17 protein-coding genes are annotated in these 20659 nt (G+C 63.1%); 13 read left to right on the top strand and 4 right to left on the bottom strand.

The features are described 5' to 3' along the window. Nucleotides 1-29 precede the first annotated feature (29 nt). The 3 genes from GMOLON4_RS00975 to GMOLON4_RS00985 all read left to right on the top strand — a co-directional run bounded on the left by GMOLON4_RS00975 (nt 30) and on the right by GMOLON4_RS00985 (nt 5409). On the top strand, nt 30-350 hold the full coding sequence (locus GMOLON4_RS00975) for a putative quinol monooxygenase (protein WP_026937386.1): 321 nt from the start codon (nt 30-32) through the stop codon (nt 348-350). Nucleotides 351-496: 146 nt separating this feature from the next. Then, a complete protein-coding gene (locus GMOLON4_RS00980) occupies nt 497-2905 on the top strand; it encodes an ADP-ribosylglycohydrolase family protein (protein ID WP_051267061.1) in 2409 nt (802 codons plus the stop codon). 284 nt (nt 2906-3189) lie between these two features. After that, the gene (locus GMOLON4_RS00985; RefSeq protein ID WP_026937388.1) at nt 3190-5409 is read left to right on the top strand and encodes a metallophosphoesterase; all 2220 of its coding nucleotides are present in this window, start codon (nt 3190-3192) and stop codon (nt 5407-5409) included. 125 nt (nt 5410-5534) lie between these two features. On the opposite strand, the gene GMOLON4_RS00990 is transcribed toward GMOLON4_RS00985, so the two are convergent. Then, nucleotides 5535-6434 (bottom strand): TIGR01777 family oxidoreductase, encoded by a 900-nt coding sequence (locus GMOLON4_RS00990; RefSeq protein ID WP_026937389.1) that lies wholly within the window; start codon nt 6432-6434, stop codon nt 5535-5537. A 7-nt stretch (nt 6435-6441) separates the two neighbouring features. Then, nucleotides 6442-7476, bottom strand: coding sequence for a fatty acid desaturase family protein (locus GMOLON4_RS00995; protein WP_407648501.1), 1035 nt, complete (start codon nt 7474-7476; stop codon nt 6442-6444). 321 nt (nt 7477-7797) lie between these two features. Here GMOLON4_RS00995 and GMOLON4_RS01000 point away from each other — a divergent pair, with 321 nt between their 5' ends. Continuing rightward, nucleotides 7798-8178, top strand: a complete 381-nt coding sequence (locus GMOLON4_RS01000; RefSeq protein WP_051267064.1) for a hypothetical protein — start codon at nt 7798-7800, stop codon at nt 8176-8178. 31 nt (nt 8179-8209) lie between these two features. Here GMOLON4_RS01000 and GMOLON4_RS01005 read toward each other — a convergent pair whose 3' ends face one another. Further along, on the bottom strand, nt 8210-9241 hold the full coding sequence (locus GMOLON4_RS01005) for an FUSC family protein (protein ID WP_245575497.1): 1032 nt from the start codon (nt 9239-9241) through the stop codon (nt 8210-8212). A 559-nt stretch (nt 9242-9800) separates the two neighbouring features. On the opposite strand from GMOLON4_RS01005, the gene GMOLON4_RS01010 reads away from it, so the two are divergent. The 9 genes from GMOLON4_RS01010 to GMOLON4_RS01050 all read left to right on the top strand — a co-directional run bounded on the left by GMOLON4_RS01010 (nt 9801) and on the right by GMOLON4_RS01050 (nt 18958). Then, nucleotides 9801-11078 (top strand): quaternary amine ABC transporter ATP-binding protein, encoded by a 1278-nt coding sequence (locus tag GMOLON4_RS01010; RefSeq protein ID WP_035733190.1) that lies wholly within the window; start codon nt 9801-9803, stop codon nt 11076-11078. Continuing rightward, nucleotides 11078-12001 (top strand): ABC transporter permease, encoded by a 924-nt coding sequence (locus tag GMOLON4_RS01015; RefSeq protein WP_051267066.1) that lies wholly within the window; start codon nt 11078-11080, stop codon nt 11999-12001. The genes GMOLON4_RS01010 and GMOLON4_RS01015 overlap by 1 nt, the downstream gene beginning before the upstream one ends. A gap of 81 nt (nt 12002-12082) precedes the next feature. Beyond that, nucleotides 12083-12979: a glycine betaine ABC transporter substrate-binding protein gene (locus GMOLON4_RS01020; RefSeq protein WP_026937392.1), complete on the top strand. Its 897-nt coding sequence runs from the start codon at nt 12083-12085 to the stop codon at nt 12977-12979. Nucleotides 12980-13169: 190 nt separating this feature from the next. Continuing rightward, the gene (tig, locus tag GMOLON4_RS01025) at nt 13170-14528 is read left to right on the top strand and encodes a trigger factor (RefSeq protein WP_026937393.1); all 1359 of its coding nucleotides are present in this window, start codon (nt 13170-13172) and stop codon (nt 14526-14528) included. Between the two features lie 160 nt (nt 14529-14688). Further along, on the top strand, nt 14689-15315 hold the full coding sequence (locus tag GMOLON4_RS01030; RefSeq protein ID WP_106486619.1) for an ATP-dependent Clp protease proteolytic subunit: 627 nt from the start codon (nt 14689-14691) through the stop codon (nt 15313-15315). 29 nt (nt 15316-15344) lie between these two features. Further along, complete coding sequence (locus GMOLON4_RS01035) at nt 15345-16016, top strand: ATP-dependent Clp protease proteolytic subunit (RefSeq protein WP_035733227.1); 672 nt, start codon at nt 15345-15347, stop codon at nt 16014-16016. Between the two features lie 158 nt (nt 16017-16174). Further along, complete coding sequence (gene clpX, locus GMOLON4_RS01040; RefSeq protein WP_026937395.1) at nt 16175-17470, top strand: ATP-dependent Clp protease ATP-binding subunit ClpX; 1296 nt, start codon at nt 16175-16177, stop codon at nt 17468-17470. A gap of 36 nt (nt 17471-17506) precedes the next feature. Then, a complete protein-coding gene (locus tag GMOLON4_RS01045) occupies nt 17507-18130 on the top strand; it encodes a hypothetical protein (protein WP_146137476.1) in 624 nt (207 codons plus the stop codon). Nucleotides 18131-18274: 144 nt separating this feature from the next. After that, nucleotides 18275-18958 (top strand): lipoprotein LpqH, encoded by a 684-nt coding sequence (locus GMOLON4_RS01050; protein ID WP_026937397.1) that lies wholly within the window; start codon nt 18275-18277, stop codon nt 18956-18958. Here the strand turns inward: GMOLON4_RS01050 and GMOLON4_RS01055 are convergent. Further along, complete coding sequence (locus GMOLON4_RS01055) at nt 18955-20622, bottom strand: MBL fold metallo-hydrolase (protein ID WP_084147579.1); 1668 nt, start codon at nt 20620-20622, stop codon at nt 18955-18957. The two genes, GMOLON4_RS01050 and GMOLON4_RS01055, sit on opposite strands and share 4 nt — an antisense overlap. Between the last annotated feature and the right edge of the window lie 37 nt (nt 20623-20659).

Here is a 20659-nt window from a genome sequence, read left to right on the forward strand (position 1 = left end):
CGGACGAATTGACGTGAAAGGATCGGGCCATGATTTTTATCGTGGTCAAGTATGACGTCAAGCCCGAATTCGCCGACACATTCATCGAACTCACCCGCGAGTTCACGCAAGCGACCCGGGCGGAGCCCGGCAACAAGTGGTTCGAGTGGAGCCGCAGCGTTGAGAACGCGAATGAATTCGTGCTCGTCGAGGCGTTCGACGACAACGCGGGCGAAGCTCACGTCAGCTCCCCGCACTTCAAGCAGGGGCTCGATGCGATGCGCCCGGTGCTCGCTAGCACGCCCAAGATCGTCAGCCGCTTGATCGAGGGCGAAGACTGGGATGAGATGGGCGAACTCAAGATCGACTAGTTCGACGCACTCCGGCGGATCCGGCTCTTCGACTGGCTGTACTGGCCAGTTGACGGGTCGGATTTCTGCATGTCGTAGGCTCCGGATACTTTGTCCTGGTTCCGAAACGGTGGATTTCGGGTTGGTTGAGACAAAGGAGCCTGCAGATGAGTGAGCAACGAATTGCAGACCGATTTACCTTGCAGCAGTCATGGTGGATCGCGAGCGAGATGACGCGACGGCACCCCGAGATCCTGATTTCGCGTGTCGACGTGGAAGACCTCGGGCCGCTGTTGATCGCGAACGACCGACGTTCGGACGTCCAGATCCTGTTCCACGCCGAGGGCGGTATTCGAATCACCACCGCAACTGGCGAAAACACCGCGTTGCCCTGGAATACGGTGTTCTCGTTCCAGAACGCGCACAAGGCAGTCAAGCTGATGGAGATCGCGACTGACCTCGGCCAGCCAGTGACTTCCCCCGAAACGACTGAGCGAACGATCGTCTACCGTCTCATCGCCCGCTGGCTCACTCGCGAGCTCGACGGCCGGCACACCTGGGAGGCACTGCCAGTGGCCAATCCCGGGCTTTCCGCCACGAAGGCCGAGCGGAACGCGCAGAGACTCCTGTCGCCCTTTCCGAGTGCAGTGCGAGCCGCGCAAGATCGTACGGTCAACGAGCACGGCGGCCACAGCGTTCGCATCACCGACCACGGCTATGAGCCCATGTGGTATTTCTTGCGCGACTCCGAGCCGATATTCGTCCTCGACGACGCCGGATTCGCGCACCTGCAGTCGGACGCGCAGATCGATCTCCTTCGCCTCTATCGCGTGTTCGGCCACAGAATTGATGCCGTCGTGGATGTCCTTTCGGCGTCGCCACCACGCGTCATAGAAATTGCGAAGCAGCACGACGCATTGGTCGAACCGGGGCCCGACTTTCGCATTGGTCTGGCGCCGAATGGGGGAGTAGCGGTGATGACAAAGGAAGCCTTTGAGCGATGGATGAGCGAAGCAGAATCTGTAGCCAGCGCGTCTGCAGCAAGCACGCCTGCAGCAGGCAGCTCGGTCGACGCACCTGAAACGCCGGAGGTACCCGTCTACAGATCGGACGACACGCGAGCCGTCACACACGACAATGGGCGGCTGCGGCTCTCGAACGCACAGCGCGATCGAGCAATCGGCACCATGATCGGATCCGCCGCGGGTGACGCGCGCGGCTCGCAGTACGAGTTCGGCACCGCAATACCCCAAACCACGGAACTCGAGTTCGGTATCGGTGCCTTCGGGCACGAGGTTGGCGAATGGACCGATGACACCTCCATGGCAATGCCCATCCTGGATGCGCTGGCCAGGAACGAGAGCCTCAACGACGCTAAGACGCTAGGCAAGATTGTTCAAGAGTGGAAGACCTGGGCAAGGCATTCGAAGGACGTCGGAGCGCAGACGCACACCATCCTCAGCGCAGTGGGGGCACACGCGACGGAGGCGGACGCGCGTACGGCATCGGAGGAGCTCCACGCGCGATCTGGCCGGAGCGCTGGCAACGGTTCGCTCATGCGCACGAGCCCCATTGCGCTCGGCTACCTCGCTGAGGGCAGGGAGCCTGCGCTCATCGACGCGAGCAGCCGAATCGCCCAGCTGACCCACTGGGAAGAGGACAACATCGACGCGTGCGCGCTCTGGAATCTCGCGATTCGCCACGCGATTCTGCACGGCGAGCTGAACCTGCACGACCAGTTGCAGTGGTTGCCAGAGTCCCGTCGCGACAAGTGGCGGGGCCTGATCGGTGAGGCGCTCAGCCCGGACAAGAATCCGGTCGACTTCGCGCACAAGAATGGCTGGGTCGTCCTTGCGTTCCAAGCCGCACTGAGCGCGGTGGCGCAGAGCTCGAACGCGGCCGACGCGATCGACCGCGCGATCCGCGGTGGTGGCGACACCGACACCGTGGCCGCTATCGCTGGCGCGCTCGCGGGTGCGCGCTACGGGAGCACCTCGGTCCCCGTTGACTGGCAGGTGAAGCTGCACGGTTACCCCGGAATCGATGCGGCTGAACTGGCGCGACGCTCAGTTCGCGCGTTCGCGGGCGCTGACGATCAGGGATGGCCGAATAGTGCGCGCCAGGATCCGGTGGGCTACGTGGACTACATCGCGCAACACCCGCACGATGACGGGCTGTGGATCGGTTCGCTCGCTGGGCTCGACCGGCTGACGGACGTCGTACCCGAGGTCAGCGCGGTGGTTTCCCTCTGCCGCGTCGGCACCGAGCAGGTGCCCGAGGGCATGAAATCGGTACAGGTGCGGCTCATCGACTCGAGCGATGCCAACCCCCAGCTCGACACCACGTTGCGCAGTACGGCGATGGCGATCGCAGACTTGCGCGCCGCGGGGCACAAGGTCTACCTGCACTGCGTCGAGGGCCGCTCGCGCACGCCGTCCGTCGCCGCGCTCTACTCGGCCCTGCATCGAGGAGTTCCGGTGCAGGATGCGTTCGCCGACATCGAGCGGGCGATTCCGGTATTTGGCCCGCAACGCTTCCTGGTGTCGGCCGTCGAACGGATCGCTGCCGACCGCTAGTCAAACCTTCAGGCGATGGCCGCAGAACCCCCTGGGATCTGCGGCCATCGCCTTTCCGCACTGCAGTGGTGCGGCAGCGAATCTGGGGTTCCACACACCGACTGACAGCGCGGTACACCAAATTTGTGTCAGTTCACCGGGGATTTACCGCGAGTTGTCCTCGAGGCCCCCCAGGCCTCGCCTCGGGGCAATGAGGGCGACATATGTTACCGAATTGTGTCCTCCCCGCGGGCACCGAACTGACACGGATACGCAAACGAAGGTGAATCTTGAAGAAACGTCATTTGTACACTCCGCTGGCGGCCAGCCTGATCTGCGGCAGCCTGCTACTCGGCGTTGGCCCGGCCATGGCCGTCACGACGACGCCCGAGGTCGCATACTCCAACATGGTGCTCAACGTCGGTGCCACCCCCACTGACCGCAACTTCGTCTGGTACACGGACGCCGACTCGACGCAGCCGACGCAGATTCGCCTCACCAACACTGCCACCTCGGAAGAGGCCCTGCTGGACGCGACCGCATCCGGAACCTCGCTTGACCAGCCTGAACTCACCTGGAACCAGGCATCCGCAACGGGGCTCGAGCCCGGCGCGACCTACGAGTGGCAGGCCGGTTCTGACGCGCTTGGTTGGTCGGAGCCCTACAGCTTCACAGTTCAGAGCGACAACAAGCTCGACGTGCTCGTCTTCGGTGACACGCAGATCGGCTCGGGCGGCGGCGTCCCCACTGACGCTGGCGCGTGGGACAACACCCTCGGCACCGCGCTGAACCAGGTTCCGAACCCCGACTTCCTCCTGTCGGTCGGAGACCAGGTCGACAACCACGACTCGGCGAGCGAGTACACCGACTATCTCGCTCCCGACGGGCTGCGCGAGAACGCCCTCGCCACGAACATCGGTAACCACGACGATGGTTCGAGCGATGACGCTCAGCACTCCTACGCCGAGCACTTCAACATGCCCAACCGCACCGCCAACCCCGGCTGGAACAACGAGATGGGTAACTACTGGTACATCCAGAACGACACCCTCTTCGTCTCGCTGAACTCCAACGAGCAGGACCCGGATGCCCACTCGCAGTGGGTACGCGACGTCGTCGCCGCACACGGTCAGGACGTGACCTGGAAGGTCGCAACCTGGCACCACTCGCTCTACTCGACCGCGTCGCACGCGACCGACCGCGACATCGAAGAGCGTCGCGAGTGGTTGCCGCCGCTCATGAGCGAACTCGACTTCGACCTCGTGCTTTCCGGCCACGACCACGTGTACAACCGCACGCACCTACTCAACGCAGGTCACCCGGTGGGTGACCTCACCGCGCCTTCGGAGCTCACGAAGTACGAGGACGAGGTGCTCTACATCACGAACCAGTCGTCGACCGGCTCGAAGTACTACGAGATTCAGAGCGGACCGAACTTCACGTTCAACGCGGTGGAAGTACAGAACCGCGTCCCCGCATACTCGCACCTCGAGATTGACGGCGGTGAGCTCACCGTCACGACTCACCAGACCGACGGCGCGGTCATCGACACCGTGACGCTCTCGAAGGCCGAGGCGGGCGCCACGAAGCCTGCGGCAAACGAGATCCCGGCGGAGCCGGCGCAGACCGTCTTCCGTAACGAAGGCCCGCTCGTGTACGACACACCCGTCGACACCGTCTACCGCGAAGAAACGGACGACTACCTAGTTGAGGCGCTCGTCCTCAACGAGAACGACGACGTCGAGGAAGGCCTCTCGAACGGTGGTGCCCTCGACATGACCTCGTCTGACCTTGAGCTCACCGATGAGAGCCCGGGCGAGGAAGACCTGGATCCGCAGAACGTCGGCATCCGCTTCTCGCTGCTCGACATCCCTGCCGGTGCCAAGATCACCGGTGCCTACCTGCAGTTCACCACGGACGAGCCGGACAAGACCAGCGACCACTTCAATGTCGCAATCAGCGTCGAGGACTCGGGCCACGCGGAACAGTTCGACGAATTTGAGGACTACAACGTCTCGAACCGTACGTACGTCGACTCGAACGTGTCGTGGGTGGATGCACCCCAGTGGACGACCGCGGGTGAAGCTGGCGAAGCACAGCGCACCCCGGACGTATCCTCGCTCGTGCAGGCCGTCGTCGACCGTGACGACTGGCAGGCTGGCAACTCGATGGTCTTCATGCTGAACGGCGAAGGCACCCGCACCGCGGAGTCCTACAACGGCGGCGGCTCGGCCGAGGCGCCGAAGCTGATGGTGACCTACGAGCTCGTTGAGGACGAATCTGCCGCGACCGAGACCGAGGCTCCCGTCGACACCGAGGCTCCGACCGACACCGCAGCACCTGTTGACACGACCGCTCCGGCAGCGACCACCGCCGACGGCGGCACCACGACCGACGGTGGCACGGACGCTGGCGCAGACAACCTGGCACAGACTGGCTCCGCTGGTCTCATCGCCATGCTTGTGGCTGCCCTCGCCGGTATCGGCGCAGGTAGTGTGTTGCTCGCGAAGCGACGCCGCGCATAGCACTCGCTAATCGCGTCGGAGCATGAGCCGACACGCGATACTGACACAAACCGGCCTCCCACAGTGTTCCTTACTGTGGGAGGCCGGTCTGTTCGAGGGGACGGTTCGGAACCGGCACCAAGGAGCTACCGCAGGGCTGCAGCGACCGCTTCGCGCACAGTCGGATGCCGGAATACGTAACCCGAGTCGAGGAGCCGCTGCGGGACGGCCGTGACATCGCACGTGAGCAACGCTTCGGCGGGCTCTCGGCCAATGACGAGCTTCACCGCGAATCCCGGTGCCGGTGCGAAATACGGCCGCCGCAGCCCCTTCGCCAGCCAGCGCCCGAGTTCATTCGAGCTTGCGGGGACCGGGGCGACGAGGTTGAACGGGCCGGTCAGCTGATGATCGATGATGTGCCGAATCGCGCCGACCTCGTCGGCGAGGGAAATGATCGGCCAGACCTGTTTTCCGCCCGCGATCGGCCCGCCGAGGCCGAGTTTGGTGAGCAGGATGAGCGGCTTCAGTACGCCGTCGCGGTGGATGACAGGTGAGGTGCGTAGGAGAGCGACCCGTGCATCCTTGCCCGACGAACGGGCTGCCGCTTCCCAGTCCACGCAGAGCTCAGGCAGAAATCCGTCGCCTGGCAGAGACTGCTCGTCAACCGGGCCAGGCACCGTCGTCCCGTAATAGCCCACGGCCGATGCCGAGACAAAGAGCGGGGCATCAGCGCCGAGTGCTCGAATCGCATCCGCGAGCTGTTGCGTCGGTTCCAAGCGCGAGGAGCGAAGGACGCGTCGGTACGCCTTAGTCCAGGGGAACTTCCCGATGCTCGCCCCGTTTAACCCCACGACGGCAAGTGCGCCGCGCAGCACTTCTGGGTCGAGCGGGCCGTCCTCAGCGCGGAGCCAGGCAACCTCATCCGGGCCGTGCGGTTGGCGTCGCACGAGCTGGATGACGCGGTAGTCGTCTTCGAGGAACGACCGCCGAAGCGCGCTGCCGATGAGCCCTGATGCACCCGCGACGACGATCGTTCCCTTAGCCATCCCTGAGCTATACGCGACGCAGCTGGGAAGCAGCGGGGCAGTCGAACGGGTCACGGGCCGAGAGGCCGACGCGATTGAGATATTCGATGACGATTGCGTACGACTTGATCAGCGAAGTTTCGGTGTAGGGGATGTTGTGGGTCGCGCAGTACTCTCGCACGATGCTGCTCGCCCGTCCGAGGAAAGGGCGTGCCATGCTCGGGAACAGGTGGTGTTCGATTTGGTAGTTGAGGCCACCCATGAGCGCGGTCGCCCACCAGCCGCCCCGGATATTTCGGGAGGTGCGAACCTGTTTCGAGAAGAAATCTAGCTTCGCGTCCTTGGCGATAACGGGCATGCCCTTGTGGTTTGGGGCGAAGGATGCGCCCATGTAGACCCCGAAAACCGCAAGTTGGACGCCGAGGAACGCGAAGCCCATGCCGATCGGCAACACACTGAAGATGGCTGACAAGTACAGGGCGTGCCGCGTCGTCATGAGGGCCAGCTCGACCCAGCGCTTCTTGGGCTGCTGGTTGCGGGAGAGCAAATGGCGGTAGCTGTGCGCATGCAGGTTCAACCCCTCGAGGGTGAGGAGCGGGAAGAACAGCCAGCCCTGCTTGCGCGTGATGAGTCGCCGAAGCCCGCGCGCGGTGGCCGCATCCTCACTCACGAACGAGATGGTGTCGATCTCGATGTCGGGATCCTTGCCGACGCGGTTCGGGTTGGAGTGGTGGCGGGAGTGCTTCGAATCCCACCATGCGTAACTCAGCCCAACGACTCCGGCAGCGAGGATGAGCGCCAGTCGTGCGTTTTTCGTGTTGCCCAGGAAGATTTGGCGGTGGGCGGCTTCATGGGTGATGAACGCGACCTGCGTCAAGATGATGCCCAAGGCTCCGGCGATGAGCAGCTGGAACCAGCTGTTGCCAAGGAGGATGAAGCCAGCCACGGCACCGCTGAAACACAGTGCGAGGACGATGCCAAGAATGAGGTAGAAGCGGGTCGCGCGTCGGAAGAGTCCCGACTCCCGCGTCACCCGGGTAACTTGCTGAAATGCCTTCGCCATCGGCGGGAAGGTGTCACTGCTGGCGTATGTCGTGCGCAACGCACCCATGGTGCCGCCAAATGGATTGACGGTCTTTTCGGTGATCGGAATGGTGCAACCTGTTTCCCTTGGGCGGGGAGCAACAGCCCCTAGCCGCGAAAGCCAAAGGCGGGCGCCGATCGCTCCGGTCACAGTATCGGCCGAACCTGGGCGCCGTTCAGGCTCCGATGCGACACGACCCTTCACCGAGACTCGTGGGTCGACTAAAGTAGGGGACGCTCCCGCTCGCACTCGGGCCCGAGCACGAGGGCACCGCGGGAATCGCCCGCGAATGGAGTACGAATGCAGAAATCACTCGCGGAACTGAGAGAACTCGCGCAGATCGAGCGTGACTCAATTATCGAAGGCCGCGTCCGCGGGGGAGAAGACCCCGCACAGGTTTTCGAGGAAATTCCCGACACCGACGAATACCTCGTGTTGCTGCTGCGGGACGAAGAACTCGACCAACGCGGACTCACCGCCGAATATGCACTTGCACGACTCGCAGAGCAAACCCAGCAAGAGGGCGCAGCGGACCTGCGCCGAACCGCAAACGGGATCGACGCCAAGCTCTTCCGTGGCATTGCCCGCGAATACCCGCAACTTAGCCGCGCCGTGTGGCGGATGCTTGGCGACGTCGAAGAGGTCGGCTCGCTCGTCGAGCCCGCAAAGTCTGCGGACTAAACCCGTAGCCTCGGTTCCGGGGGGTCGGCCCTCAGTCGTCGTCCTCGATCGCGCGCAGGTCGATCGACCGCGTTGGGTGTTCGCTGCGGAGCACCCACTTGCGCCACGCCCACGGCAGCAGCACGCAGATCACGCCAACCACCGAGCCAATGATGGTCTCGATCGCACGGTCTTTCAATAGCTGCCAGTTGTCGATGACCACGCCGCCAGCCGTCGTCGCAAGCACGGTCGACATCAGCGCAAGCGGGGTCGTGACAAGCTGCGCGAGCATGTATGAGCGGCCGACGAGCATCTCGGCGCCGAACTGCAGAACGGCGATGATCAGGATCATCTGCCAGGGCTCGAGCGGCACGAGGAGTAAGAGGGCGACGAGGGCGACGCCGAAGAAGGTGCCGATCGTGCGCTGGAGCCCCCTACTGATGCGGTAGCTCGTCGAGTGCCCCACGATCGGCACAACCGCCGCGACCATCGCCCAGTAGTTGTGCTCCATCCCGAGCACCGGACCGAGCGCGGTCGCGATCGAGCCCGCGGCACCGGCGGCGATAAAGTGCCAGGCCCCGTCCACCCAGAATTGGATGCGCTGCTCACGCTTGAAGATTTGGCGTTCGGGCCAGCGAAACGGCTTTCGGCGCCACGGGAAAAGTACTCGAGAGCTCATCCCCACCAACAGTGCGAAAATGACGGTGCTGACGGTGACCACCATCGAGTCGAACAGCGGGGGCTGGGTGGGCACCGAGGCGACCGCGGCAAACGCGAAGATCTGGAACAGTGAACCGGCCGGACGAAGCTGCCAGTACCCCGCGAACACGGCGACTGTGCCGGCGACGATAGTCGTGGCTGCCACAAGCGCCCAAGGATTGTCCTGCTCCGAAACGCCATTTCGACCCGCGAGCGTCGCGAGGAAGAGAATCACGATCATGAGGAGCCCGACGCGCAGCTGCATTTGTAGCCGTTGGCCGTGCTCGAGGTTGCGCCCATACAGTGCGGTGAAGGCGGCAAAGGACGCGAAGATCGCGAGATCGATCCGGTCTAGGAGAAGGAGCGTCAGGAGCGGGACAAACACCGTGATTCCACAGCGAATTGCGACTTCGTGATCGCGATTCCCGGGCCCGATGGTAAACAGGTGCGGGAATGGATTGATTTCAGAAAAGCTCTGGTTCGCTCGACCTGTGCTCACTCGATTCCCTTCGCGTTCGATGTGTCAATAATGCGCCCCGATGCCATCGAGCGCGCGCCTAAATGAGGCAATTGACAATCCAAGGATAACGATCGTGCAACGGTGGACGATAATCCGCGGTCTCGCCCAGCATCATGCCGATCCCCGTTGTCGAGGCTTGTCCAAATTGGGGCGCGCAGCGGCGGAAAACCGCCAATCTTGGCCGAAAATCATTGACCCGACCCGGTAGGGTGGGTTTCTGGCGCTTCCCTTGGCCCGATGATTTTGGGCCCACGGAATGCGCAGTAAGTACGCCAGCTTGAAAGTAGGTCGTGCGTGTGTGTTGCTGTTTAATTTGCCCCTTTGCGTAGCCAGACCGAGTGTTATCGCAATTTCACACGACCTCTCGGCTGGGAATATGTGACACCTCTACTCGAGCGTTTCGAGATATCGAAGGAGTCTTCTTTTGACGACTACTGCAATTACGGTCGAGCACCTCTACAAGGTGTTCGGCAGAAATCCGCGCGAGGGCGTTCGACGCCTGAAGAATGGCGAAAGCCGCGCAGATCTCGCGCCTTCCGCCACCGCCGCGGTAATTGACGCCTCTTTCGAGGTGAAGACCGGCGAAATCTTCGTCGTTATGGGGCTCTCGGGATCGGGTAAATCGACACTCATTCGAATGCTGAATGGGTTGCTTGAGTCCACGGCGGGTTCTATTAAGGTGCAGGGCACCGAAATTATTGGCGCAACGCCCGTGACGATTCGTGAAGTGCGCCGAAATCACATGTCCATGGTGTTTCAGCACTTCGCGTTGCTGCCGCACCGCACCGTTCTTGAGAACGTCGCGTTTGGCCTCGAAATTCAAGGCGTCGACCGTGCCGACCGCGAGGCTCGAGCACGCGAGGTGCTCGAGACGGTGAGCCTCGACCAGTGGGCGGACCACTACCCGAACGAGCTGTCGGGCGGTATGCAGCAGCGCGTTGGTATTGCTCGCGCGCTGTGCGCCGAGACCGAGATCCTGCTCATGGACGAGGCGTTCAGCGCGCTCGACCCGCTCATCCGGCGTGAGATGCAGGAAGAACTCGTCGAGATGCAGCAGAAGTTTGGCAAGACCATCGTGTTCATCACGCACGACCTCAACGAGGCGATGTTCCTCGGCGACCGGATCGCCGTCATGCGTGACGGCGAGATCGTTCAGATCGGCAGCCCGGAAGAGATCCTGACAGAGCCCGCGAACGAGTACGTCGAGCAGTTCGTACAGGATGTCGACCGTTCCCGGGTGCTCACCGCTTCGGCCGTCATGCAACCGGCGCGTGCGGTCTTGCCGGTGTCGGCGGGTATCGCCGGAGTCGAGAAGATGATGCGCGAACTGCAGATCAACGGGGTATTTCTCATCGAGCAGGGCAAACTCGTGGGCAGCGTCAACGAGGTGCAAATTGGTCGAGCCCGCCGGAGTGGCAAGCGCGACTTGAGCGCCATCATTGACCGCGACATCCTCACTGTCGAGCCGGACACCGTGCTCAGCGAGCTCTTCGAGCCGTCGGTCGATAACACCATGCCGCTGCCCGTCGTCAACGACGCGGGGCGCCTCCTCGGCGTCGTGCCGCGCGTCGCGCTGTTGAGTTCGATGACGACCACCACCGGCACAATCGACCTGCCCGCTGACGCGGGCGTCGCCGACCCCCAGGTGCCGCTCGAACTCACAAATAATGAGCCTGTCGTCGAAGGGAGCGCTGCACAGTAATGCTTGACATCAACTTCTCAATCCCATTCGGCACTTGGGTCGAAACCGCGACGCGCTGGGTCGTCGACGTCTTCGGCGTCTTCTTCGACATCGTCGGCGCGATCCTCAAATTCCCGTACGACTTTTTCTACCTGATCCTCTCCTCGGTGCCGAACTGGGTCGTCATGCTCGTCATCGTCGCCCTCGCGCTGCTCGCGAAGGGGCGAAAGGGAATTGTGCTTGCGGTCGGCAGCCTCATCGGACTCCTGTTCATCGTTTCGGTGGGGCAGTGGGACAACGCGATGCGGACGCTTTCGCTCGTGCTCGTCGCGAGCATCCTCTCGCTCGTCATTGCCATCCCGACGGGAATCTGGGCTGCAAAGTCGGAGCGAGCATCACGCGTCATCCGACCCATCCTCGACTTCTTCCAGACGATGCCGGCGATGGTCTACCTGATCCCGGCGCTGCTGCTGTTCGGCGTTGGCGTCGTCCCGGGTATCTTCGCGACGGTCATCTTCTCGCTCCCGCCGGGAGTGCGAATGACGGAGTTGGGCATCCGCGGCGTGGATAAGGAAGTCGTCGAGGCAGGTCGCGCGTTTGGCGCGACGCCGGGCCGCATCCTGCGCCAGATCGAGTTGCCCCTCGCAATGCCGTCGATCATGGCCGGTGTGAACCAGGTCATCATGTTGTCGCTGTCGATGGTCGTTATCGCCGGTATGGTCGGCGCGGCTGGCCTCGGCCAGCAGGTGACGCAGGCGCTGCAGAGCATCGACCTCTCGCTTGGCTTTGAGGCTGGACTCTCAGTTGTCGTCCTCGCGATGATCCTCGACCGACTCACCGGCGGCATCGGCTCGCGCAAGGTCCGCAAAGCCGCGAGCACGAAGGCGGCGAGCGACGAAGAAACCGACCAAGAGACCAAGTCGTTGCCCGCGGTAGCGAACTAGCTCACAGGTTCGCCTTCCCGGTCACCGCAACACCAATCTCTCACTACAGAACCGACTGAATACAAAACGAAGAAGGAACGAATGCGTAAAGGAATTCTTACGAAGGCAATCGCCTTGGCCGGAGTCGCCGGCCTGGCTCTGACTGGCTGCTCCGCATCCGGCGGCGGCTCGACGGTTGAAAACGGCGACGAGGCCGACGTTACGATCGCCGTATTCAACGGCTGGGACGAGGGCATCGCGGTGAGCGAGCTCTGGAAGCACGTCCTCGAGAACGAGGGCTACTCAGTCACCCTCGAGTACGCCGACCCCGCTCCGGTCTTTACCGGTGTTGCCGATGGCGACTATGACCTCACACTCGACACGTGGCTGCCACTCACGCACGCCTCGTATGTCGAGGAATACGGGGACAACATGGTTGACCTCGGTGCGTGGAACGATGAAGCCGCGCTCACCATCGCGGTGAATGAGGATGCGCCGATCACCTCGCTGGCGGAGCTCGCGGACAACGCGGACCAGTTCAACAACCAGATCATCGGTATTGACCCGGGCGCTGGCCTGACGAAGACGACCCAGGAGCAGGTCATTCCGACCTACGGACTCGAAGATATGGAGTTCGTCATCTCCTCGACCCCGGGCATGCTCTCGGAGCTCGAGTCGGCGACCGCCGCTGGTGAAAACATCGTCGTGACACTGTGGCGTCCGCACTGGGCCTACGACGAGTACCCGATTCGAGACCTCGAGGACCCGGAGGGCGCGCTTGGCGGTGCAGAGGGAATGCACACCTACTCGAGCACTGACTTCGGCACGACGCACCCGACCGCGGCGCAGTGGCTGAGCAACTTCAAGATGGACTCGGAGACGCTGTACTCGCTCGAGAACGCGATGTTCAACGAGAACGACACGACCGACTACGGTCCGATCGTGGAGCAGTGGGCATCGGAGAACCAGGAGTTCGTGGACGGCCTGACCACCGAGTAGTCCCACCCACGCAATTTCACGCCCCGGGGCCTGACAATTTCGCCGCGAATTGGCGACTGTCGGGCCCCGGGGCGTATCGTTAAGGTTTGTTTGTGTCTTGTCATGCCGTTTTTAGGCTGATAACCATCGCCACAACTGATCGTCCGGTCGCCAAGATGTGGCGCCACCCAACCCGCAGGAGTACCCGCACGTGAAGACTTCGGTCGAAAAGATCAACCCGACCCACGCCAAGCTGACCATCAACGTGGCGCCGGAAGACCTCAAGCCCTACCTCGATGGCGCCTACCGCACCATCGCGAACCAGGTTCAGATTCCTGGCTTCCGCAAGGGTAAGGTGCCCAACCAGCTGATCGATCAGCGCGTTGGTCGCGAGGTTGTCCTCGACCAGGCCATCTCGGACGGTCTCGACACTTTCTACCAGCAGGCGCTGGCCGAGAATGAGCTGCAGCCGCTCAGCCGCCCCGAGGCAGACGTCACCGAGACCCCGGACGTCAAGGACTTCTCGGGCGACGTCGTTATCGTCATCGAGGTCGACATCCGCCCCGAGGTCGAGATCAAGGACTGGAAGGGCCTCAAGATCGAGGTCGAGGCAGCAGAGGTTACCGACGAGGACCTCGAGGCCGAGCTGCAGTCGCTCCGTGAGCGCTTCGGCACCCTCACAACCGTCGACCGCGCCATCCAGAACGGTGACTTCGCCACCATCGACCTTATTGCCAAGGTCAACGGCGAGACCGTCGACGAGGCAAACGGCATCTCGCACGAGGTTGGCTCGGGCGAGCTCCTCGAGGGCACCGACGAGGCGCTGCTCACGCTGACCGCCGGTGAAGAGACCACCTTCAACTCGACCCTCCTCGGTGGCGACCACGCCGGCGAAGAGGCTGAGATTACCATCACCGTCCAGTCGGTTAAGGAGCGCGAACTTCCCGAGGTGGACGACGACTTCGCGCAGCTCGCGAGCGAGTTCGACACCGTCGACGAGCTTCGCGACGACCTGCGCGAGCAGGCCGCCAAGTCGAAGACCTTCGCGCAGGTCGACGAGGCCCGCCAGAAGGTCGTTGACCAGCTGATCGAGGCGAACGCGATCCCCGTCCCCGAGAACATGGTTGAGGATGAGGTCAAGCGCCACCTCGAGCAGGAGGGCAAGGAACTCGACGACCCGCACGGTGATGAGGTGCGCGAAAGCGCGCAGCGTTCGTTCCAGCAGCAGGTCATCCTCGACGAGATCATCAAGGTCGAGGACGTCCAAGTTGAGCAGAACGAGTTCACCGAGTTCCTGTTCCAGCAGTCGCAGCAGTACGGCATCTCGCCGCAGCAGTTCGTCGAGGTCATGCAGCAGAACAACCAGATGCCGCAGATGATCGGCGAGGTTGCCCGCTCGAAGGCGATCCTCTACGTCCTGGAGGACGCCGAAGTCGTCGACACGAACGGCAACGCCGTTGACATCTCGGAGTTCACGGCCGTCGTGAAGCAGGCCCGCGAAAAGGCCACCGAGGAAGACAACGCCGAGGAAGCAACCGAAGCTAAGGAAAGCGTCGAAGACGCGAAGTAACCAGCCTCGAAACGGGCGGCCGGTTGGATGCGCGAAATGCGCATCCAACCGGCCTCTCTCATCTCACGCCCAGGGCGAACAGTACCCGCAATCCAAGCTTCCCTCGGATAGATTCATTGCGACACCTGACGAAGGAGAAGTACCCGTGGCTGAACAGCAAATGCCCAATAGTGTCTTCGACCGACTCCTCAAGGACCGAATCATTTGGCTCGGCGAGGAAGTTCGCGACAACAACTCCAACGAGATCTGCGCGAAGATGCTTCTGCTCTCGGCTGAAGACCCAGAGGCAGACATCTATCTCTACATCAACTCTCCGGGCGGTTCGGTGACGGCTGGTATGGCCATCTACGACACCATGCAGCTCGTGCCGAACGACATCGTAACGGTGGGCATCGGTATGGCCGCCTCGATGGGGCAGCTCCTGCTGACCTCGGGCGCACCGGGCAAGCGCTACATCACTCCAAACACGCGCGTGCTATTGCACCAGCCGCTCGGCGGCTTCGGCGGTACGCAGTCGGACATTCAGCGTCAGGCGCAGCTCATCCTCGACATGAAGCAGCGCCTCGCCGAGATCACCGCATCGCGTACCGGTAAGACCGTCGAGCAGGTCAACGAAGACGGTGACCGTGACCGCTGGTTCAGCGCCGAGGAGGCGCTCGAATACGGCTTCGTCGATCACATCTCCGAGTCGGCAAGCACCGTCGTCGGTGGCGGTGGCACCGACCGTCGCATTTCGAATAGGCCGGATGAGGCAGCCGGCAACGGCTCAGAAAATTCGGACAACTAGGCGTCGAGGAACGAAGGACAATCACTATGATGAATCTCCCCACTGGCATGCCCGCGGGCATCTCGCTCGACCCGGCCGCCGAATCGCGCTACATTCTTCCGTCGTTCGAAGAGCGCACGGCCTACGGTTTCAAGCGCCAGGACCCGTACGCGAAGCTGTTCGAAGACCGCATCGTCTTCCTCGGCGTGCAGATTGACGACGCATCGGCGGACGACGTCATGGCCCAGCTGCTCGTGCTCGAGTCGCAGGACCCGGACCGCGACATCACGATGTACATCAACTCGCCCGGTGGCTCGTTCACCGCGATGACGGCGATCTACGACACGATGCAGTACATCCGCCCCGAGGTGCAGACCGTGTGCCTCGGCCAGGCCGCGTCGGCAGCCGCCGTGCTCCTCGCCGCCGGTCAGCCAGGTAAGCGCCTTGCGCTGCCGAACGCTCGCGTGCTCATCCACCAGCCCGCCGCTGGCGGTCAGGGCCAGGGTCAGGCTTCGGACATCGAGATCCAAGCCCGTGAGATCCTGCGCATGCGTGAGTGGCTCGAAGAAGCACTCGCAACCCACTCGGGTAAGGACGCTGCGGAAATCTCGAAGGACATCGAGCGCGACAAGATCCTGTCGGCGCACGAAGCCCTCGAGTACGGACTGATCGACCAGGTGCTCACGAGCCGCAAGGGCGCGACGCCCGTTATCGTCGACTAATCGGCCGCGATTCGCTGACGTAATCAAAGCCGCTCGGATGCTGACCCCAGCAACCGGGCGGCTTTGCTTTGCAGGCGTAGGCGTCACAAAGCGTGCGTCACTGGGGCGTATGTCGGTGGGGGACGTTAGGCTGTATCGAACTCGCTTAAGGAGGATCCATGGCACGCATCGGTGAAAGCGGCGACCTACTGAAGTGCTCATTCTGCGGAAAGAGCCAGAAGCAGGTGAAGCAGCTTATCGCTGGCCCCGGGGTGTACATCTGCGACGAATGCGTCGAGCTCTGCAACGAAATTATTCGTGAGCGGATGGATGAACAGGCTCCGGAGGAGGTGCTCGGCTTCGACCTGCCGAAGCCCCGCGACATCTTCGAGTTCCTGCAGCAGTACGTGGTCGGCCAGGAAGACGCGAAGCGCGCACTCTCGGTTGCCGTCTACAACCATTACAAGCGCATCCGCGCCCACGGCGAGCTGAGCGCCGTCGAAAGCAAGGATGAGGAGTCTGACGACGACGTCGAGATCGCGAAGTCGAACATCCTGCTCATTGGTCCGACGGGTACTGGCAAGACCTACCTCGCGCAGTCCCTCGCTCGACGCCTGAACGTGCCGTTCGCGGTGGCGGATGCGACCTCGCTGACGGAGGCGGGGTACGTCGGTGAGGATGTCGAGAACATTCTGCTGAAGCTGCTGCAGGCTGCCGACTACGACGTCCAGCGTGCCGAGACGGGCATCGTCTATATCGACGAGATCGACAAGATCGCGCGCAAGGCCGAGAACCCCTCGATCACGCGCGACGTGTCGGGCGAGGGCGTGCAACAGGCACTCCTCAAGATCCTCGAGGGGACGACAGCGTCCGTGCCGCCGCAGGGCGGGCGCAAGCACCCGCAGCAGGAATTCATCGAGATCGACACGACTAACGTCCTGTTCATCTGCGCTGGCGCATTTGCGGGCCTCGAGGACATCATTTCCTCACGCGCAGGGAAGAAGGGCATCGGCTTTGGGTCCCCGCTCAGCACCCCGGGTATCACCGAGGACGTGTTCGCGGATGTCCAGCCGGAGGACCTGCACAAGTTTGGCCTCATTCCGGAGTTCATCGGCCGTCTGCCGGTGATCACGACGGTGGAACCGCTCGACCAGGATGCCCTGGTGCGCATCCTGACGGAGCCGAAGAATGCGCTCGTGAGCCAGTACAAGAAGATGTTCGAGCTCGATGGCGTCGAACTCCACTTCGAGCAGGATGCGCTCGATGCGATCGCGGAGCTCGCGGTGGAGCGCAAGACCGGTGCGCGTGGCCTCCGCGCGATCCTCGAGGAAGTGCTCGGCCCGATAATGTTCGACATCCCGTCTCGCGATGACGTGGAGCGAGTGGAGATCACGGCGGACGTGGTGCAGAAAAACGCGGCCCCGAGCATCCTGCCGAAGAAGGCCAAGCCGTTCCGAAACGAGAAGACCGCGTAGCGGGTATTCGCTAGCGGGCAACGGGTAGGAACCCTCTTGCGGGTAGGGGTCAAGCTGACGCCACGGCACGTCATCGTTTTGGCGGTCGTGCTCGTCACGTTGACGGGGTGCCAAGCGGGTGCTGGCCCGGCGGGGGAGGGAACGCCAACCCCACCGACGCAGACCGCTCCGGCGGATACCGGGACGTTTGGACCAAACGAGGGCCGCCCGGTGCCGACGGGCGGCGAACCATCGACCGAGCCTGCGCCCACGGCGACGCCGTCGCCGACCGAGGCCTCGGTCGCACATGCGATTGAGGTGCGAATTGGCGATGTGGACCACTCGGCCCTCGACTGGACGGTGAGCTGCTCTGGTTTGGATGCGAGCCCTACCGTGATTGCGACCGCCTCGGATGACAAGGCGACCGATTACGTCGTCGTCGTGGTCGGATCCGGAACCAGCGCCCTCGCGAGCTTCACCTTCACGCAGACCTCGGACACCAATGCTGGTCGCGAACGATCGGGCCTCACGGTGAATCCCGGTGCAGACCAGGGCAACGGCTCGCTGTACGTGACGGAGACGACCCTCACCTCGACCGGGCGGGGAATCGCGTATGACGCGACCACGGTGCAACCCAAAGCGGACACGACCTACGCGGTCCAGTTCGATTGCGGGGGTTAGGCCTCGGTTACCGCTGAGGATTACCGTTCGCGGAAGTCATTCCGCGGTTGCAGATGGGGTAGCGTGCATAGGGATGAACCGAGGCGCGAAAGCCAATACGCTGGTGACGTCCTCCCCGCCCCTCTCTGCAGAATCGAGCCGTAGATGCCTAGCATTCCTCGTGTCCTTCGCAAGGGATTTGCCCTTGCCGCGATTCTCCCGATCGCGATGGTTGGCCTGGCGGGCTGCGCCAGCGGTGGCGACAGCTTGACCGAGCGGACCCGCGAGCCGAAGGCGACGAGTCCCGAGGTGGAAAACTCGCCGGAGGCGGATGGCGGCGGGTTGCCGTTCCCGTTCCCCGATGGCAACGAGGACGGTTCCGCGAACCCGACCGAGACCTCGGCCCCGAGCCCGAGCTCGAGCCCGAGTGCCACGACGGAGAACAACTCGGGTACCGGCAACTCCGGTGGCAGCTCGGATGGCACGAGCGTCGTGAAGTATGACGATGTCGATCTTTCGAGCGTGAACTGGTCGACGATTTGCTCGACGACCTCTGGGGCGAAGTACATCATCGCGTCCGACGACGATGTTGCGGCAGGCGAGACTGGGCCGACCCTCATGGTTTCCTCGGACGAGTCGGATAAGCCCGACTATCTCTTCATCAGCCCCGGCGGCTCCGATTCCTCGAAGTCGCTGTACTGGTCGGACACCTCCACCGCGGGTTCGGTCAGCATGAGCTTCAACGGCGACGAATTCACCGCGACGGGCGAGGCGTTCACGTTCAACGATTACAACTACGAGAACCCCATCTCGTTCGAGGTGAAACTCACCTGCGACATCACCTACTAGTGGCGCCGCACGACCGCCTGCAGATACACGGCTGAACCGTCCACAGTGCCCACGCTTGGTGCGCCGAACGGGGCGAAGCCCTTGGCCAGCGCATCCGTGACGTGCTGTGACAACTGGTCGGGAGACTCGCCCGACAACAGTTCGTAGCTGCCGATGGGCTCGCTGGTTTCCGGGTGTCGCGCCGTTGCGGTGACTGCAGGCGCAGGCACGTGACGCTCGACCGGCCGCGCGGTCTCGGGCCTCGCGACTGGCACGGTACCCGAGTCGAGCACGATCACTTCGCCCTGGGTCGGGACGATCGCGTCGATGCCGGGATAGTGCTCTTCGATACGCTTCGCGAGGGCGTTCGCGGCCTGGACCTCGCCGTGCACACAGAATACGACCTCGGGCCTCGGGTCCAGTTCACCGATCCATTCGAGGAGATCGCCGCGGTCGCCGTGGACCGAAAAGCCGTGGTCCTGGTAAATCTCGGCGTTGACGTGGATGTATCGCCCGCGCATCTTGAGCTTGTCGGCGCCCTCCGCGAGCTGTCGTCCGCGGGTCCCGATGGCCTGGTACCCGGTGAGCACGACCGAGTTCTTCGCATCCGGCAACATCGCCTCGAGGTGGTGAACGACGCGGCCGCCGGTGGCCATCCCGGATGCCGCGATGATGATTGACGGCTCGCGACGACTCGCCTGGGTCAGTGCCTTCGACTCGTCGACGGAGCGGATCGGGCGTAGCCCCGGGAACTCGAGAAAGTCCTCGGGATGCATGTCGGAGCGGAGCTCCTCGGGCATAGACAGATAGGTCTGCAGCGCGGCGTTTGCCATGGGGGAGTCGATGTACACCGGTACGTGCGGGATGCGGTCGGCGCGGCGGAAATCGCTCAGCGTCTTCAGCACGACCTCGGTACGGTCCACCGCGAAAGCGGGGACGAGGACGCTCCCGCCGCGTTCGATCGTGCGGCGAATGATGTCGGCGAACTCCTCGTGCGGGCGGCCATCCTCCTCCGGGTGATCGCGGTCGCCATAGGTCGACTCGATCAGCGCGAACGGCGCGCCCGGAGGCGCCTCCCTGCTGCGCAGGACCGGGTGCTCCTTCGAACCGATGTCGCCGGAAAACGTGACGGACGCCTGTTCCGTCCAGACAGTGATCGAGGCGGAGCCAAGAATGTGTGCGGCTCGCGTGAATCGCGCGACGATGCCGTCATCGAGGTCGATGTCCTCGTCATAGGGGACGGAGACGAGCAAGGGCAGCGTGTTCTCGACGTCCTCGGTCGTGTAGAGCGGCAGCGCGGGGTGGTGCTTCGAGTAGCCGTGCTTGTTCGCATCCTCGGCATCTTGCTCCTGAATCTTCGCGCCGTCGCGAAGCACGATCTCCGCGAGGCGTGCCGTGCCCTCGGTGCAGAGCACTGGCCCCCGGAACCCCTCGCGCACGAGCCGCGGGAGAAGACCGACGTGATCCATGTGCGCGTGGGTGAGCAGCACATCCGAAATCTCGGCGGGGTCGAACGGGAAACGCTCCCAATTGCGATCGCGGAGCTCCTTACGCCCTTGGAACATGCCGAAATCGACGAGGATGCGCCGCTCGGCAACTCGCAGGAGGTACTTAGAACCGGTTACCGTTTCGGCCGCGCCCAGGAACTGCAGTGTCGTGTGGGCCTCGGATGTATAGCTCGCCATGGCCTAACACTGCCAGGTCGGAATGTGGGAACTCCGA

Origin of the sequence: Gulosibacter molinativorax (assembly GCF_003010915.2) — a bacterium.
Taxonomy (GTDB): Bacteria; Actinomycetota; Actinomycetes; order Actinomycetales; family Microbacteriaceae; genus Gulosibacter; species Gulosibacter molinativorax.